This window comes from Streptomyces viridiviolaceus (genome assembly GCF_014650995.1).
In the GTDB taxonomy this organism is placed as follows: domain Bacteria; phylum Actinomycetota; class Actinomycetes; order Streptomycetales; family Streptomycetaceae; genus Streptomyces; species Streptomyces viridiviolaceus.
On sequence record NZ_BMWA01000033.1, the window covers coordinates 36,407 to 50,986 of the forward strand.

The 14,580-nt window shown below is 68.7% G+C and carries 15 protein-coding genes and 3 pseudogenes; 8 read left to right on the plus strand and 10 right to left on the minus strand.

Features of this window, described 5'->3' with window-relative positions; genetic code table 11:
• From IE260_RS34920 to IE260_RS34940, 5 genes are all read right to left on the minus strand, one after another.
• On the minus strand, nt 1–540 hold the full coding sequence (locus tag IE260_RS34920; protein ID WP_189879328.1) for a (2Fe-2S)-binding protein: 540 nt from the start codon (nt 538–540) through the stop codon (nt 1–3).
• A 1,084-nt stretch (nt 541–1,624) separates the two neighbouring features.
• The gene (locus IE260_RS34925; RefSeq protein WP_189879330.1) at nt 1,625–1,996 is read right to left on the minus strand and encodes a hypothetical protein; all 372 of its coding nucleotides are present in this window, start codon (nt 1,994–1,996) and stop codon (nt 1,625–1,627) included.
• A gap of 247 nt (nt 1,997–2,243) precedes the next feature.
• On the minus strand, nt 2,244–2,900 hold the full coding sequence (gene folE, locus IE260_RS34930; RefSeq protein ID WP_189879333.1) for a GTP cyclohydrolase I FolE: 657 nt from the start codon (nt 2,898–2,900) through the stop codon (nt 2,244–2,246).
• A 1-nt stretch (nt 2,901) separates the two neighbouring features.
• On the minus strand, nt 2,902–3,324 hold the full coding sequence (locus IE260_RS34935; protein ID WP_189879335.1) for a hypothetical protein: 423 nt from the start codon (nt 3,322–3,324) through the stop codon (nt 2,902–2,904).
• A gap of 70 nt (nt 3,325–3,394) precedes the next feature.
• A complete protein-coding gene (locus IE260_RS34940; protein WP_189879337.1) occupies nt 3,395–3,943 on the minus strand; it encodes a DUF2231 domain-containing protein in 549 nt (182 codons plus the stop codon).
• Between the two features lie 121 nt (nt 3,944–4,064).
• Between IE260_RS34940 and IE260_RS34945 the strand changes: the two genes are divergently transcribed.
• Complete coding sequence (locus IE260_RS34945; RefSeq protein WP_189879339.1) at nt 4,065–4,787, plus strand: helix-turn-helix transcriptional regulator; 723 nt, start codon at nt 4,065–4,067, stop codon at nt 4,785–4,787.
• A 494-nt stretch (nt 4,788–5,281) separates the two neighbouring features.
• On the opposite strand, the gene IE260_RS34950 is transcribed toward IE260_RS34945, so the two are convergent.
• Together IE260_RS34950 and IE260_RS34955 are read right to left on the minus strand one after the other, a co-directional pair.
• Nucleotides 5,282–5,998 (minus strand): hypothetical protein, encoded by a 717-nt coding sequence (locus IE260_RS34950; protein WP_373303450.1) that lies wholly within the window; start codon nt 5,996–5,998, stop codon nt 5,282–5,284.
• 41 nt (nt 5,999–6,039) lie between these two features.
• A pseudogene (locus tag IE260_RS34955) lies at nt 6,040–6,482 on the minus strand (transposase family protein); the annotation flags it as partial.
• A gap of 22 nt (nt 6,483–6,504) precedes the next feature.
• Here IE260_RS34955 and IE260_RS42155 point away from each other — a divergent pair.
• Nucleotides 6,505–6,636, plus strand: a pseudogene (locus tag IE260_RS42155) (IS630 family transposase); the annotation flags it as partial.
• Between the two features lie 76 nt (nt 6,637–6,712).
• Here IE260_RS42155 and IE260_RS34960 read toward each other — a convergent pair.
• Nucleotides 6,713–7,279: a GNAT family N-acetyltransferase gene (locus tag IE260_RS34960; protein WP_189879343.1), complete on the minus strand. Its 567-nt coding sequence runs from the start codon at nt 7,277–7,279 to the stop codon at nt 6,713–6,715.
• 175 nt (nt 7,280–7,454) lie between these two features.
• On the opposite strand from IE260_RS34960, the pseudogene IE260_RS34965 reads away from it, so the two are divergent.
• A pseudogene (locus IE260_RS34965) lies at nt 7,455–7,872 on the plus strand (IS701 family transposase); the annotation flags it as partial.
• Nucleotides 7,873–7,962: 90 nt separating this feature from the next.
• Here IE260_RS34965 and IE260_RS34970 read toward each other — a convergent pair.
• Nucleotides 7,963–8,892: an AraC family transcriptional regulator gene (locus tag IE260_RS34970; RefSeq protein ID WP_417847137.1), complete on the minus strand. Its 930-nt coding sequence runs from the start codon at nt 8,890–8,892 to the stop codon at nt 7,963–7,965.
• A 113-nt stretch (nt 8,893–9,005) separates the two neighbouring features.
• Between IE260_RS34970 and IE260_RS34975 the strand changes: the two genes are divergently transcribed.
• Nucleotides 9,006–9,686, plus strand: a complete 681-nt coding sequence (locus tag IE260_RS34975; RefSeq protein WP_189879347.1) for an NAD(P)H oxidoreductase — start codon at nt 9,006–9,008, stop codon at nt 9,684–9,686.
• Nucleotides 9,687–10,166: 480 nt separating this feature from the next.
• On the opposite strand, the gene IE260_RS34980 is transcribed toward IE260_RS34975, so the two are convergent.
• On the minus strand, nt 10,167–10,727 hold the full coding sequence (locus IE260_RS34980) for a TetR/AcrR family transcriptional regulator (RefSeq protein WP_189879349.1): 561 nt from the start codon (nt 10,725–10,727) through the stop codon (nt 10,167–10,169).
• A 96-nt stretch (nt 10,728–10,823) separates the two neighbouring features.
• Here IE260_RS34980 and IE260_RS34985 point away from each other — a divergent pair, with 96 nt between their 5' ends.
• The 4 genes from IE260_RS34985 to IE260_RS35000 all read left to right on the plus strand — a co-directional run bounded on the left by IE260_RS34985 (nt 10,824) and on the right by IE260_RS35000 (nt 14,180).
• Nucleotides 10,824–11,696, plus strand: a complete 873-nt coding sequence (locus IE260_RS34985) for an alpha/beta fold hydrolase (RefSeq protein WP_189879351.1) — start codon at nt 10,824–10,826, stop codon at nt 11,694–11,696.
• 230 nt (nt 11,697–11,926) lie between these two features.
• Nucleotides 11,927–12,346 (plus strand): hypothetical protein, encoded by a 420-nt coding sequence (locus IE260_RS34990; RefSeq protein WP_189879353.1) that lies wholly within the window; start codon nt 11,927–11,929, stop codon nt 12,344–12,346.
• Nucleotides 12,347–12,738: 392 nt separating this feature from the next.
• Nucleotides 12,739–13,560, plus strand: coding sequence for a hydrolase (locus IE260_RS34995; protein ID WP_229881614.1), 822 nt, complete (start codon nt 12,739–12,741; stop codon nt 13,558–13,560).
• Nucleotides 13,561–13,634: 74 nt separating this feature from the next.
• Nucleotides 13,635–14,180, plus strand: a complete 546-nt coding sequence (locus IE260_RS35000) for a YceI family protein (RefSeq protein WP_189879355.1) — start codon at nt 13,635–13,637, stop codon at nt 14,178–14,180.
• The last annotated feature ends 400 nt before the right edge of the window (nt 14,181–14,580 follow it).

The window sequence follows — 14,580 nt, forward strand, 5'->3', positions numbered from 1 at the left end:
TCAGCTCTCCCCTTTCACGTCATGGACGGCCGCTTTCACGTCACGGATGGCCGCGCGGATGTTCGGATACGCGCCGCAGCGGCAGAGGTTTCCGCTCATGAACTCGCGGATGTCCTCCTCGGTCTCGGCGCGCCCTTCCTCGATGAGGCAGACGGCGGAGATGATCTGCCCCGGCGTGCAGTAGCCGCACTGGAACGCGTCGTGCCGAGCGAAGGCCGCCTGCATGGGGTGCAGCTCACCGTCGGTGGACAGCCCCTCGATGGTGGTGATCTCCCGCCCCTGGCACTGCGCGGCCAGGGCGAGGCAGGACACCACTCGCCTACCGTCGACCATGACCGTGCAGGCACCGCACGCACCCTGGTCGCACCCCTTCTTCGCTCCGGTGAGGCCCAGGTGGTCCCTCAGCGCGTCGAGGAGGGTGACGCGCGTGTCGACCTGGAGGGAGTGTGAGATGCCGTTGACGGTAAGGGTGATGTCGACTTGCGGCACCTCGGGTGGTGACTGGCCGGACAGGCGTGTCTCAGTCTCTGTGTGCTTCATGGCGCCTCGATTCTGAGTCCGTCGGACGACGTGTGCTGCGAAGTAGGAAACTGTCGGCACTGGCCGGCCGTGCTCCGGTCCACCGTCCGCTCCTCGGCCCGTGCCCGGCGAGCGCGGCAGTCGGCCCCACCTCGGCTCAAGGCGGTACCGGAGCCTGCCCGCGGATCTTGGACGACACCGGGACGATGCCTCCGCCGTCGTTCAGTGCCGCGGGGGTCTTGATAAGTGGCTCGTCCTCAGGAAGGCGAGCGTGCTGCTTCCGTCGGCTGTGAACATCGAGGACGACCTTCGTTGGAGCCTGGGCAGTGCCCTGTCGTCAAAGCAGGAACTACTATTCCCGGGTGTGACGCTCGTCGCACCCGGGGAGCCGTACGGGTCGAGTCCCTGGGGTTCGCGGGCGGAGCGGCATGGCCGGCGACGCGGGACGGTCAGACCCGCCCGGCCTGGAGCGTGGGACCGCATGCCGCTGCGGACGGTGACGAGCGGGCTGGGCCGTCTTGGCGGTCAGGTCGTGGCGAAGGTGGGCGTGCACCCGCTGTGCCGTAGCGGCAGCCGACGCCTCTGGCGCGCAGCGCGGCTGCGAGTGTGCCGGCTCGCGCAGCAGGTCTCATCGGCTCGGTCGCGACAAGCCGACGCTGCGCAGTTTTCAGCGGCCGCAGGGCGAGGGAGTTCCTCTCAGGGGCCCCAGCGTCAGCTTGCGCGAGGTGACGTCGCGCACCCCGAAGATCTTCCGCAGATGCCACTCGGCAGTGTGCGGACCGATGCTCAGCCGACCGACGGGATCACCGCCGCACTGCCGGTGGCTTGGACCGGGTGTGCGCGGCCGAGGCTGCCCGCGCCTCTGCCCGGATACTCGATCCGCACCTCGAGGTGACGCGGATGTCATTTCCGCTCCCGCCCGCACCGAGCGGTGCAGGGTCCAACGGGCCAGCGGCCCCAGTGCGAGCAGTCGGTCGGAGATGCCGTCCGCCTGCCTTCGGGCCGTCACGCCGCCGGGCCGGCGTCCGGCAGGTGCGGGAACCGTGCCCACCTGCGCCGCCGGGGTATTCGGTGCACCGTCCCCGACAAGGCCGACCAGTCGGGGTCAGTCCGCGTACACGACGATCAGGCACAGTGCCGCGAAGGGCACGACGGACCCGCCGAGCAGCGTCAGCACCGCCGGGACGGCCGCCGTCAGTCGCTCCCTGCCCTTGCGCCGGCCCGAGCGGAACACGACGCGGGCCAGGGTGAGCGGCAGCGCCACGAGTGCGAGGAAGGTGACCAGCGCCAAGAACTGGCTGAACGCGGTGGTCCCGGTGCCGGCGACCAGATGCCAGGCGTTCGTACCGAAGACCACTGCCGGGCCGGCCAGCAGGCAGAACGAGAGGACCGACGCCACGGCGACGGTCAGTCCTTCCGTCATCCGCTCGGCACGCGCACGCTCCCGGCGCACTTCCGTCATCCCGCTGTCCCCCATGCCAATTCCCCCAGTTGCCGCAGTTCGGTGTCGCCCAGCGCTTCGGGCGAGCCGCTCAGTCCGTGGTCAGCAGAAAACGATAGCCAGGGCCCAGGCCTGCGGACACGACAATTTCTAGGGAGCCGGCGCGGCGGCCGCGGTCCTGGAAGTAGACCTCCTGATCGCAAGCCGGGCGAGGCCACCAACGCCGCATCGCATGACATCGGCGTTCCTATGACGACCGCCCTGTCGTGCCCTGGGACTGGATTCAGCTGGGCAGGCCGGTCAGGGAGAGGAATTCGCTGCGGGAGCGCCCGTCGTCGCGCAGTGTCCCGAGGAGGGTGGAGGTGAGGGTGCTGGAGCCGGTGGCCTTCACGCCGCGCAGGGTCATGCAGGTGTGTTCGGCTTCGATGACGACGCCGACGCCTTTGGGCTCCAGATGGGTCTGCAGCCAGTCGGCAACCTGTTTGGTCAGGCGCTCTTGGACCTGAGGGCGGCAGGCGAAGTGCTCCACGACGCGTGCCAGCTTCGACAGTCCCAGGATGCGCTGTCCGGGGAGGTAGCCGACATGGGCGGTGCCGACGAAGGGCAGCAGGTGGTGTTCGCATACCGATCGCAAGGGGATGCTGCGCGCCAGGACGAGTTCGTCGTAGTCCTCGTCGTTGGGGAAAGTGGTCAGCTCGAACGGGCGGGGGCTGAAGAGTTCGGCGTAAGCCCGGGCCATGCGACCCGGGGTCCCCCGCAGGCTTTCGGAGGCGGTACTGATGCCGAGCGCGTTGAGGAACTGTCCTGCCGCGCGCTCGGCCGCTGCCAGGTCGATGCCGTCGGTGTCGTGGACGACGCGCAGCGCGGCGGCTCCAGGCCTCTGCGCTGTCGGCGTATCGGGCGCGAGGTGCGCCGCGGTCTGTGCGGGCAGTTGGGTCATGTCAGCTCCCGCCGATGCCGAGGGCGGTGAGCAGGACCAGGACGACGGTGATCACGGCGAACAGGCCGTGTGCGAGCACCACCGGGACCGGGAAGTACCGCTCAGCGGGCTCGGCCCCACCCTCCGCGACGGCGGCGCGAGTGGCCCGGTAGGTGGGCAGCCACCGGGCCAGCATCACGAAGCCGAGCAGCGCAACGGGGACGAGCAGGCCGAACGCGGTCCAGGCGAGCGCGGTGGCGTCGGCGATCAAGTAGAGGATCCAGACAACCAGGCCGATCGCGGCCAGGGCGAAGTGTCCGAAGACGACCGGGGCGGGCAGCCGGCTGCTACCGCTGCGGACGCCGCCGCGTGAGAGCCAGGTGCCGAGCATGTAGAAGCCGCCCAGAGCGGTGATCACCCAGGTGATCAGTGGGGCGATGGCCATGAGGAAATCCTTGTCTTTCGGATGAGTGCTGCGGCGTCGCGAGGGGGCACGGCCGCACGGGAGGGACGGGTCAGTCGGTGTGCCGGCCGCCGGTGGGTCGGTGGGCGGGGACGTAGCCTTCGGCCTGGGTCGTCTCGTGCGCGACGCGCACCCCGTAGTGGTAGGCGAGCTTTCCGCCCAGGTAGCCCGAGAGGCCGAGGCCGGCCAGGCTCACGGCGTTCAGCGCGAGCATCCCGGCGCCGACGCTGCCGGAGGGGCCGTCGCCGGCCTGCCGCCACCAGAAATTGGCGGCGTAGGCAACGGTGATCAGCAGGTTCAGTGCCATGTGCAGCAGTGCGACGCGAAACGCCCGGGTGCCCGGCGGGATCGCGAACAGGTCCAGAAACCCCACCAGCGCGGCCGCCAGGGCGCCGATCACCCCGAGCGCGATCAGCCACATGGCTCCTCGTGCCAGGAAGTCCGCGTCATGCACCAGGTGTGAGGCGACATCGAAGACCAGGCTGCCCACCCACGCCCCGATCGGCACGGTCACCAGCAGCGGGTGAAACGGATGGCCGTACGGGCCGGCCAGTGCGGCGCTGACCGGTTGCTTGGCCTGGTGATGCAACGGTTCGGCCATGGCAGACCACCTCCTTTTTCACCAACAAATCTTGGTCTTATTCCGTCCGCTGGTCAAGCGGTCTGCGTCAGGCGTCTGCCTGCTCGCCACCGCCCGCGAGTTTTGGAGTTAATGTGACAGGGTGGCTACCGATCAGACCCAGCCGTCCTCCGCCGGTGACGCAGCGATCGAGTCCGTGAGCGTCCTCAACGAGGAGTCCCGGCGGCAGATGTTCGCCTTCATCCGGCGCGCCCGCCGCCCGGTCACCCGGGACGAGGCCGCCGCCAGCGTGGGGATCTCGCGCAAGCTCGCCGCCTTCCACCTGGACAAGCTCGTCGACGCCGGACTGCTGCGCGCCCGGTACGGCGCCCCCGGTGGCGTCCGCAAGGTCGGTCGTCAGCCCAAGGTCTACGAACCCACCGACGCCGACATCCGCGTCAGCATCCCCGACCGCCGCCATGAACTGCTCGCCGACCTGTTCCTCCAGGCGATCGTGACCGAAGGCGAGGACGAGACCGCCGCGGAAGCCGCCGTACGCACGGCCCGGCAGCGTGGCCGGGAACTCGGCCAGACCCAGCGGGAGCAGACCCGCCCCGGCCGGCTGGGCGCCGAACGCGGCCTCACCGCCTGCGAGCGCATGCTCGACCAGCACGGCTTCGAACCCTTCCGCGAGGAACCCACCGGGCTGCGCCTGCGCAACTGCCCGTTCCACCCCCTCGCGGCCAAGGCCCCGGATCTGGTGTGCGGCATGAACCACGCCTTCCTCACCGGCTACCTGGAGACCATGGAGATCACCGGCGTCCAGGCCGTCCTCGCCCCCCGCCCAGGCGAATGCTGCGTCCAGATCGAACCCGAACAGGCGTAGAGCCCGGTACAGGCGGACGAGGTCGCGCTTGGCGCCGATGCCGCCGGTAGCGACGGTCACGGCCTGGGCGAACAGTTGCAAGTCACCTGTCGCCTCCCGGCTGCTGGCGACTCCTCGTGGTGCGGGGTCCTTGACCAGGAGGGCGCCGCGGGTAGCGGACCAGCTGCTCTGGCGGCGGCCGGCCACCCGTCAGGCGGGGCAGACCGCGGCCCGCTGCCTGGATGCCGCCGTCATCGATCCTTCGCGTCCCGCAGGCGGTGCCTTCGGCCGGTGATCGATCCGGCCGGGGTTGTCCAGAACGAGACGTGTACTGGTCATGTACTGCGGGGCATCCCCTCCCTGGCGTACGGGGTCAGGACGGATGCCGCCTGCAGCAGCACGGGACGACGTCCGAGCCATCAGCGTGTAGCGGGCGTGGCTGTCATGGGGCGTGCACCCCATTCCGTTCCACTGAGCCTTTTCCAACCTTGCGCTGGGGTGGCGACTGGCCCCCCTCAGGGGCAGATGTTGCTGTTCACGAAAGGTGGCTGATTCGGCTTGACAGAAACCCCGGCCATCGACCGCACGCCGACCCCGATGGCATGTTCGTCCGCGGCAAAATCCGGGCTATGCGGTATCCCGTTGTGGCCAGCATCCGGGTTGGCGACGCCGAGGATGAACATCGCTCCCGGCACGCGCTGCACGAACAGCGCGAAGTCCTCGCCGTTGAAGGGGAAGGCTGCATGCTGCACCGTGACCGCATGGGCGCCGAGCACACCACGCAGGTGTGCGGCCGCCGCGCTGAGCTCGGGAGAGCAGACCATGGCGGGGAAGGGCTCCCCTGCAAAGGTGATCCGGGCGTCCGGCAGCGAATCCACCGCGCTCCGCAACTCGTTCCTGATCTCGGCGTACCGGCTGTCGGGCCAGGCGCGCAGCCAGGCCCGTATCTCTGCGCCCTCATCGGTCGTGGTCAGTTGGGATTGCACGAAGACGAAGCGCGCCAACGGACCGGCTGGCGTCTGCAGGTCTTTGAATAGTTGCCGGAACTCTCCGAGTGACTGTGGACAGCGGATCGTGGAGAACTCATTGATCAGGTCGGCCAGCTGCTGCCCATCGTCGTTGGCCGAGGCTCCCGACAGCTCGATCCGGAGTTGATCCTGCCCCGGCAGCCCCGTGCTCGGCATGACCGCGAACGTGCCAACCGGCAGCGGACCGCAGTGCAGCGCGTAGATCTCCTGCGGCGCGGTCCGCTCAAGACAGCCGTCCTTTCAACCTCGGCCAGCGCGGCGAGGATGCCGTGCGTACGGGTGGCCTTGATGTCGTGGATCGCCCCAGGCAGCGCGGGCGACGCCCACAGGAGCTCGCCGAACGGGTCGGTGATCACCTGCAAGTTCCTCCCGTGCCGCTTGTGCTTGCCGGAGTAGAAGGGCCGGTCGGCAGCGATACGGCCGATCGGCAGCAGGATGACGTACGCCTTGGCGGCGGCGAGCTGTATCGCCACGGTGAGAGTCGGGGCGAGCGTGGCGCGGACCTCAATGGCCTCGGTGACGTAGCGGTGCACTGCGGCCAGGCCGACGCCGAAGCCGACGGAAAGCTGGGCGAAGGTGTGGCGCAGCGCAGGTGGGCCAGGGCGCGCAAGGCCTGTCGTCCGCAGCCAAGCCGCCGCCGGCGAGTGCCGATCGCGCACCGTTGGGCGGCCAGTTCGCGACGCAGCAGCCGAAGTGCCGATGTTGGGGCTGTCCAGACCCGAGCCCCTGCACGCCTATTTGCGCTGGGGCAACGTCAATGCCCGCCACCCCGACGTCCTGGCCGCTCAACGCCGCCACGCGCCCGCGTCCGCAGCGAGAAAGGCCTCCGCCGGGGTGGGCGCCCACTCGCTGCCGCCTGGTGGACCACCGCGCCGGACGCCCCGGCCATAGCTCAGCGTTATGTCGTGAACCTTCCCATCAAGCGGGTGGAACCCGACGGGCAGGAACTTCGAAGACGAGTTCGCGACCGTCCTCCTCGTCCCACTGCTCTCCGACCTCAACGAAGCCGAAGCCTGAGATCGTGGCCAGGGATGCCGCGTTGTCGGGGCTGATCGTCGCCCGCACCGTCGTGACTGCGGTTTCGGCTGCTGCCCGGCGGAGCAACTCGATCAGTGCGGATCGGGCATATCCCTGGCGACGGAAGTCGGGAGCAATGGAGTAGCCGATCTCGACCATGCCGACCTCATCAGGCGGTCCGTGGAACCCGGCATGTCCGACGACGAGACCCTTGTCGCCGACGACCGCTTGTCGCACCATCCACCGCGCCTGGCCCGGATCGGCGGCCATCTGGTCGAGCCGGAACTGCCATAGCCACCGTGCTCTATCGGTCACGAAGTACTTGGTCAGCGAAACCCCGGCCACCCTGCTGGCTTCGGACAGGTCACCATCGAGCAGAGCGGACATCGCCCCGCCGGCCAGCTCGACAAAACGTACACACTTCGGGCTCCGCGTGAACGGCCCCCGGTAATCGGCTTCATCTGTCATCTTCGGATGCTCGCCGACTCACTCAATGGGCGTCCAACGATTTCGAAGCAGCCCAACATCCACCCCGCGAAGTCATCCACCACCACTCCCCCACCCCGGTGAATCTTCCCGGTCAAGCACTCGTAGGACTCTGTTAGGTCTTCCGGTTCGCCTTGTCCCTGGGCAGGTTGGATGTGTGCGCCCCGCCGACAAGGCTGTCGAGCGTCCGATCCGGGCGGCTGCCTCGGCCGAGCAGGGCTGGTGGAACGGGATACTGCCCGACTGCTGGCTGCTGGCTGCTGGCTGCTGGTCGAGTGGCCCGCAGAGGCCGAGGCTCCCACCGACTACTGGCTGTCCAGCCTGCCGGCGATGCCCCGATCGTCGTTCTGGTCCGTCTGGCCAAGGCCCGCTGGCGCATTGAGCACGACTATCGCGAGCTCAAGCACGGCCTGGTCCTGGACCACTTCGAAGGCCGGTCCTGACCGGGTTGGCACCACCACGTCGCCCTCGTGACCGCCGCCCATGCCTTCCTCGCCGAACAGCGCCTGGCCTCAAAAGCACCTGGACCGCACTCACCCTCTATCAGACCCTCGATGCCCTCCAGGACACCTTGAGGTGCTGGACCGGCATCTGCACCGCCCGCCACCAGCCCATTCCCACCAGGACCACGACACCAAGATCAAGACAGACCCAACGGAGTCCTATTAAGCCGCTGCGGCGCGGAAGGCGCTGGGGCTCAGGCCCCGATGACGTTTGAAAGCGGCGCTGAAGCCGAAGGCATCGGCGTAGCCGACAGATTTGGCGATCTGAGCGATGGCGAGGTCGGTGTCGGAGAGGAGCGTCTCGGCCTCGTCCATGCGGCATTCGGTCAGGTAGGTCAGCGGTGGGCGGCCCATCACCTCGGTGAATCGTTTGGCGAACAGCGCCCGGGAGACACCGGATTCGGCGGCGAGCGCTGCTACCGTCCACCTCTCGGAGGGCCGGGCATGGAAGGCTTGGAGAGCGGGGGCGAGCATCGGGTCGGCCAGGCCGCGGTACCAGTCCGGGGCGTCCGAGCTCGCCTGCTCGAACCAGGTGCGCAGCGTGCACACCAGGGCCCAGTCCAGGAGTCGGTCCATCAGCGCCTGCGAGCCGGCCGAGCGCAGGGCGGCGTCGGCGGCGGCCGTCTCCAGCCAGGCGCAGACCTCGGTGTCCTCGTTGATCACTAGCACTGGCGGCAAGCCGCGCAGCAGTCGTTCATGGCGACGGCCCGAGGCACGGTAGGCGCCCACGATCAGTGCGGTCGCTCCGTCCGGATCGTTGCCCCAGCGGATGCCGCCGAGCTCCTGGGCGGTGCATGCGGCATCTGCTGTGAAGCAGGCGATTTCGTACTCGACGTGTGGGCGATTGAAGGAGGTCGGCCGATCCGCGAGGTGAAACGGGTCGGGGCCGCGCACGATGGCCGTGTCGCCGACGCCGACCGCTTGTTCGGTGCCATCGGGCAGTAGCAGGGTGCCGCCGCCGCGCAGCACGCTGACCATGGTGAGCGGGGCGCCGTCGGCGAAGCGGATGGTCCAGGGCGCTTCCAGCACGGCGTGGCTGACGACCGAGCCCTCGGCCCGGATGCCACTGAGCAGAGAACTCAAAGGATCCACGGGCATCATCGTAGACGGACTCCTATGCGATGGAGCGTTTCTCCCATGGATCATCCAATCGATCACGCGTGTACTGGACTGGCAGAACCGACCGGGACCAGCCAGGAGAAACCATGTCGCACCTCAACAGCGCAGCCAGGACCGCCCTTGTGGTCGTCGCACACCACCGCACCGATTCCCTCACCGCGCACACCGCCCGCCGTACCGCTGCACAACTCGATACCGCCGGATACGACGTCGACCTGCTCGACCTGCACGCGGAAGGGTTCGACCCGCGGATGAACGTGGCGGACCAGCCTGACTGGGGCAATCGGGAGAAGCCGTACTCGGACGAAGTCCGGGCCCATATGCAGCGCATCCTCAACGCCGATGTCGTCGTCGCCGTGTTCCCCGTGTACTGGCAGAGCGTGCCCGCCCTCCTCAAGGGCTGGATCGATCGAGTGTGGAACTACGGTTTCGCCTACGGCCGCAGCAAGCCCCGCCTGGCAGGCAAGCGCATGCTGTGGCTGGGCCTGGCCGGTGCCACCTCTGACGATCCCATCACGGAAGGGATGCAGGCCGTACTGGAGACCAACTTGAGCGAAGGCATCGCCTACTACTGCGGGTTCTCCCACTCCTCCGTCGCCCTCCTCCCCGACGCCGAGGAGCGCCCGCAGCGCCTCGACGCCGAGGGCAATCTGCTGGTCGGCGACGCGGTCGCGGGGGCCGAGCGCGAGGCACAGTACACCGAGTTCGACCGCCGCGCGAGGAAGGCAGTGGAAGGGTTCCTTGCGGCGGAACTGGTGACGGCCTGAGGATCACGGCAGCGGCGGCGTTACAGGCTGGTGCCCCGTTGGTCCTTGCCTGCAACGCTGCACGGAACAGATCACTGCCGTGGAGCTGTTCGGCGGGACCGTCTTCGCTGACGACACGATCGTCAAGGTGACCATCCACGTCCGACGCTGCCCCCACGGTCAGCACGGTCAGCATGCGAAACGCCCCGTCCCCGGCAGCTGCAACGCCGGGCACGGGGCATTGTCTATCCGCCGGCCATCCGAGCGGACGATGTCCACGACGGACAGGCGCCGGGTGAGCCGGTTGATCACGTAGACGACGGACATCTGCCCCATGGAGGCGGCGCGGACGTCCTCGCCTTCCGGGTTGCCGACGTTCCACCAGGACCGACCCTGTCTCGGCCACGTGCTGGTCGGCGGTGGTTGCTGGTGGCACCTGCCGGGCCTGCTTGCGCCATCACCGAGGGCGGGGCGGGCCCTTCCGCTTGTCCGGGGTCCGGGTCAGCGCGTGGTGTCGAGGAGGACGCGGGCGGCGGCCTTCGCCTGGGCAGCCGGTTCGGCGGAGCCGGTGATGCCCGCGACGACCATGGCGCCGTTGGCGAGCAGGGACAGCTGGTCGGCGAGGACGAGAGGGGCGCCGAGAGCGTCGGTCTGCTCGGCGAAGTACGCCCGCAGGGCCTCCTTGTGGTCGCGGGAGATCGCGGCGACCGCCGGAGAGACCCCGCCGAGCTCCCCGAAGCCGTTGATGAAGGCACAGCCACGGAACTCGGGCTCCGCGAACCAGGCGGCGAGCCAGTCGAAGACCGCGAGGGCCCGCTCGTACGGCCCGTCGGCGGTCCGCTCGCCGTGTGCGGCGAGGGAGCTCCGTACGGCCTCGTCGCGGCGCCGCAGGACGGCCTCGACCAGCAGGTCCTTGGAGGGGAAGAGCTGGTAGAGCCGTTTGAGCGAGACCCCCGAGGCGCTGCGGATGGCGTCCATGCCGACCGCCTGCACCCCGCGTGCGTCGAAAAGCCGCTGGGCGGTGTCGAGCACCTTCAGTTCCGCGGTTTCCGCGTCCGACATCCCTCACCCCTTGCACGGAGAACCATCGTTCTCCTACTCTACAGGACATCGGGAGAACGATCGTTCTCCCGACCGCTCACGGAACGGGGAGCACCCATGTCCGCCTTCGCCACGCGCGCCCACACCACCACCGTCGACGGCCTCGACGTCTTCTACCGGGAGGCCGGTGACCCGGCCAACCCCACCCTCGTCCTGCTGCACGGCTTCCCGTCCAGCTCGCACATGTACCGCGGACTGATGGCCGACCTCGCTGACGCGTACCACCTGATCGCACCCGACCACATCGGCTTCGGCTTCTCGGCCGCACCCTCCGTCGAGGACTTCCCCTACAGCTTCGAGAAACTCACCGAGATCACCCTCGGCCTCATCGACCAGCTGGGCATCGACCGCTTCGCCCTCTACATCCAGGACTACGGCGCCCCCATCGGCCTCCGCATCGCCTCCCGCCGGCCCGAGCGGATCACCGCGATCGTCACCCAGAGCGGCAACGCCTACCTGGAGGGCTTCACCCCCTTCTGGGACGTCCTCTTCGCCCACGCCAAGGACCGGGCGGCCAACGAGGCCGCCGTCCGCGAACTCCTCACCGCCGAGGCCACCCGCTGGCAATACACCCACGGCGTCCCCGCCGACCGGCTCGACCGGATCGGCCCCGAGACCTGGACCCTCGACCAGGCCGGCCTCGACCGGCCCGGCAACAAGGAGATCCAGCTCCAGCTCTTCTGGGACTACCAGTTCAACCTGGACGGCTACCCGGTCTTCCAGGAGTACTTCCGCACCCACCGGCCCCCGCTGCTCGCCGCCTGGGGACGCGGGGACGAGATCTTCGGCCCCGCGGGCGCCGAAGCCTTCACCCGGGACCTGCCGGACGCCGAGATCCACCTCCTGGACGCCGGGCACTTCGCCCTGGAGACGCACGGCCCGGAGATCGCCGCGCTGGTCAGGGACTTCCTGGGCCGCCACGTGAAGTGAAGCGGGGCTGTCGGGCCCGGAGCCGGTGACCGGGGTGCCGGGAGGGCACGTAAGGTCAGGGAATGCGTGGGACGGGCGAGCTGAAGGCGCCGTCGAACCGTTCACCGACCGGCTGTGAGCCGCCCCGCAGAGCCGCCTCCAGCGGGGCGCGGCGGACGAAGGACTTGCCCTGGCGCGCAAGTTCGGCAGGGGGAGACGCCGGGATCTGAGAGTGGGAAGGTGGTTGTGACATGACGGAGGCTGCCCCTCGGCCGCCCGCGTCGGCGGAACTCGAAGCGGCCCTGCGGTCACTGGGCGTGGCGGACCCCGCGCCGCACGAGCGGTGGGACAGTGACGGATGGGTGGCGGACTGGGACGGTGACGTCCACGGTCACGACGTGTACGTCCTCGTCATGGGCGCCCGCAATCACCCCGAGAGCGCACGGCTCATGCTGGACGATTTCACGTTCGAGGACGTGCGCACGGAGCACGTGGGGGAACTGGTGCGCAAGGCGTTCACCGGAGGCGCCAGGGTGACTCGGCGCCGCGTGCTGCTGGCCAGGCAGCTCGTCCTCGAAGTCCGGGCGGGCTCGGCGGAGTACTCGGCGAGCGTGGGCGGCGACTCCGTGGAGGATCTGTCCACCTGGGCGAGGCCCCTGGCCACGCCGTAGGGGGACGGCCCGGGATCCCGGTCGGACACCGGAGCCCGGGCCGTCACAGCAGCGCCGGGGCGCAGGCGCAGGGCCACGTCCACGCCCGTCCCACCCGGGCCTCCCCCTCCGGCAGCGCCATCCCCGAGAAGGCCGATCAACAGCGCCACCTGCTGAGCCAAGACCCACGGGACGGCGCACCACCAGGGTTCGAGCGACAGACCTACCGCCGTCGCAAGACCATCGAGCACTGCTGCACCCGGCTCATGGGCTTCCGCTGCATCCCGACGAGATACGACAAGATCGCCACCGGGTGACCGCCCCATATCTCGCGTTGCGGGGCACGGTGCCGGGTGGTCGAATCGAATTGTCTTGCACAAGCGATGCTGCCGCCAGTCCAAGGACCGCACTGCGTGTCGGCGCCGGCCATCCTGCACCGGCTGCTGCTCGGCACGCTGTGGATCTGCGGGCGTGGAGGACTGCTGACGCCGCCGCAAGGCATGAGCCTTTCGGCTATCACCTGCTCAGCAGTGCAGGTCTTGCCGACCGCCGTGGAGGCTGTGGTCGGCCAGCACGTCAGGGAGTACAAGGTGACCAGCGAAGAGATCCGCGACCAGGAGACTGATGAGCTGTTGACGCCCAGGAACGCTGCGCTCGTCGTCATCGACTATCAGCCGGTCCAAGTGAGCTCGATCGCCTCTATGGACCGGCAGTTGCTGGTCAACAATGTCGTCGGTCTGGCGAAGATCGGTCGGGCCTACGGACTGCCGGTCGTCCACTCGACGGTGAATGTCGGAACGGGACTTAACAAGCCCCCGATACCGCAGCTCAGGCAGGTACTCGACGGACTGCCGACCTACGACCGAACCTCGATCAACGCATGGGAGGACCGTGAATTCGTCGAGGCGGTCAAGGCCACGGGGCGCCGGAAACTGATCATGGCAGCACTGTGGACGGAGGCCTGTCTGACATTCCCCACCCTCGATGCTCTGCGTGAAGGCTACGAGGTGTACCCAGTGGTGGACGCCGTGGGCGGCACATCCCTCGTGGCGCATGAGGCCGCACTTCGCCGTGTCGAACAGGCAGGCGCACGACCGATCACGTGGACTCAACTCCTGTGTGAACTGCAACGCGACTGGTCCCGCAAGGAGACCGTCGATCGGTTCATGAAGTTGTTCATCGAGACCGGCGGCACAGCGGGGCTACAGTTCGCCAACGACCTTGACCAGCGCTGAACGGCGAGGGCGGCCGGCTGCCGCATGACTGAGTGATTCTGCCTCGTTCGGCTGTTGCGAGGAGATGCGGTGCCATGGAATGGAAGATCGATCCGGCGCACTCGTACATCGACTTCAAGGTCCGCTACCTGGTGTCCGGCATCAGCGGGAAATTCACCGGCGTGACGGGCAAGGTTCTGACAACCGACGGCGTCGAGAGCCGGGCGCCGGAGCTGCTGGGCTTCGACGCCCGCTTCGAGGTCGCCCGCTTCAACACCGGTGTCCCGGCTCGCGACCTCCATGTCACCGGACCCGACTTCCTGGACGTGGCTGCCCACCCCGAAGCGGTGGTGCGGATGGTGGAGGTTCGACCGGACGTACCGGGCAGGTACCTGCTCACCGTCGAACTCACCCTGCACGGCGTATCCCGCCAGGTCGAACTGACCACTGCCACTGCCGGACCGGTCACCGACATCTTCGGGATCACCCGGGTGGGCGCATCCGCGTCCGGGTGGCTGCGACGCAGTGACTTCGGCGTGACCGAATACCTGGGGTTCATCTCCGATGCGGTCGACTTCACGGTCGAGGTGCAGGCGGTTCCGGACGACGTACCCGATGACCGGCTCCCGCCTGCACGATAGTCGCAGCCGGTGCCTCTCCCGGCTCGCCTGCACCGAAGCCCCGGCCGACGAGAAGACCGTGACCGCAGTCTCCTTCTGGCACCGGCCGTGGCGTTCTTTGCCGCCCACGGCATCACCCCGATCCGCCGTGTGCTCACGGACAACGATTGGCCACCATCGCGGACACCCGGAAGCGGGTCGTCCCGCAGTGCCGGGTGACATCGAAAGCCACTGACCCCGATCACGACGCTCGTCGCAGAACGGCTCCTGAAGACGCGTCGCGGGGGCTCCCGTGGGGCGTCCCACCCGGCGGGCTCCGTACCTGCCGACGGGCGCCGAAGGGCAGCAGACCCAGCGGCGGCAGTACCTGAAAGCCGTCGGCATCGTCACTGCGGCGGATGTCGCCTCTCGCCGGCAAACC

What these genes read in the sequence shown, in the direction of transcription:
- IE260_RS34920 (WP_189879328.1), bottom strand. Translation starts at nt 540, where the DNA reads ATGAAGCACACAGAGACTGAGACACGCCTGTCCGGCCAGTCACCACCC.
- IE260_RS34925 (WP_189879330.1), bottom strand. Translation starts at nt 1,996, where the DNA reads ATGGGGGACAGCGGGATGACGGAAGTGCGCCGGGAGCGTGCGCGTGCC.
- folE (WP_189879333.1), bottom strand. Translation starts at nt 2,900, where the DNA reads ATGACCCAACTGCCCGCACAGACCGCGGCGCACCTCGCGCCCGATACG.
- IE260_RS34935 (WP_189879335.1), bottom strand. Translation starts at nt 3,324, where the DNA reads ATGGCCATCGCCCCACTGATCACCTGGGTGATCACCGCTCTGGGCGGC.
- IE260_RS34940 (WP_189879337.1), bottom strand. Translation starts at nt 3,943, where the DNA reads ATGGCCGAACCGTTGCATCACCAGGCCAAGCAACCGGTCAGCGCCGCA.
- IE260_RS34960 (WP_189879343.1), bottom strand. Translation starts at nt 7,279, where the DNA reads ATGACAGATGAAGCCGATTACCGGGGGCCGTTCACGCGGAGCCCGAAG.
- IE260_RS34975 (WP_189879347.1), top strand. Translation starts at nt 9,006, where the DNA reads ATGTCGCACCTCAACAGCGCAGCCAGGACCGCCCTTGTGGTCGTCGCA.
- IE260_RS34980 (WP_189879349.1), bottom strand. Translation starts at nt 10,727, where the DNA reads ATGTCGGACGCGGAAACCGCGGAACTGAAGGTGCTCGACACCGCCCAG.
- IE260_RS34985 (WP_189879351.1), top strand. Translation starts at nt 10,824, where the DNA reads ATGTCCGCCTTCGCCACGCGCGCCCACACCACCACCGTCGACGGCCTC.
- IE260_RS34990 (WP_189879353.1), top strand. Translation starts at nt 11,927, where the DNA reads ATGACGGAGGCTGCCCCTCGGCCGCCCGCGTCGGCGGAACTCGAAGCG.
- IE260_RS35000 (WP_189879355.1), top strand. Translation starts at nt 13,635, where the DNA reads ATGGAATGGAAGATCGATCCGGCGCACTCGTACATCGACTTCAAGGTC.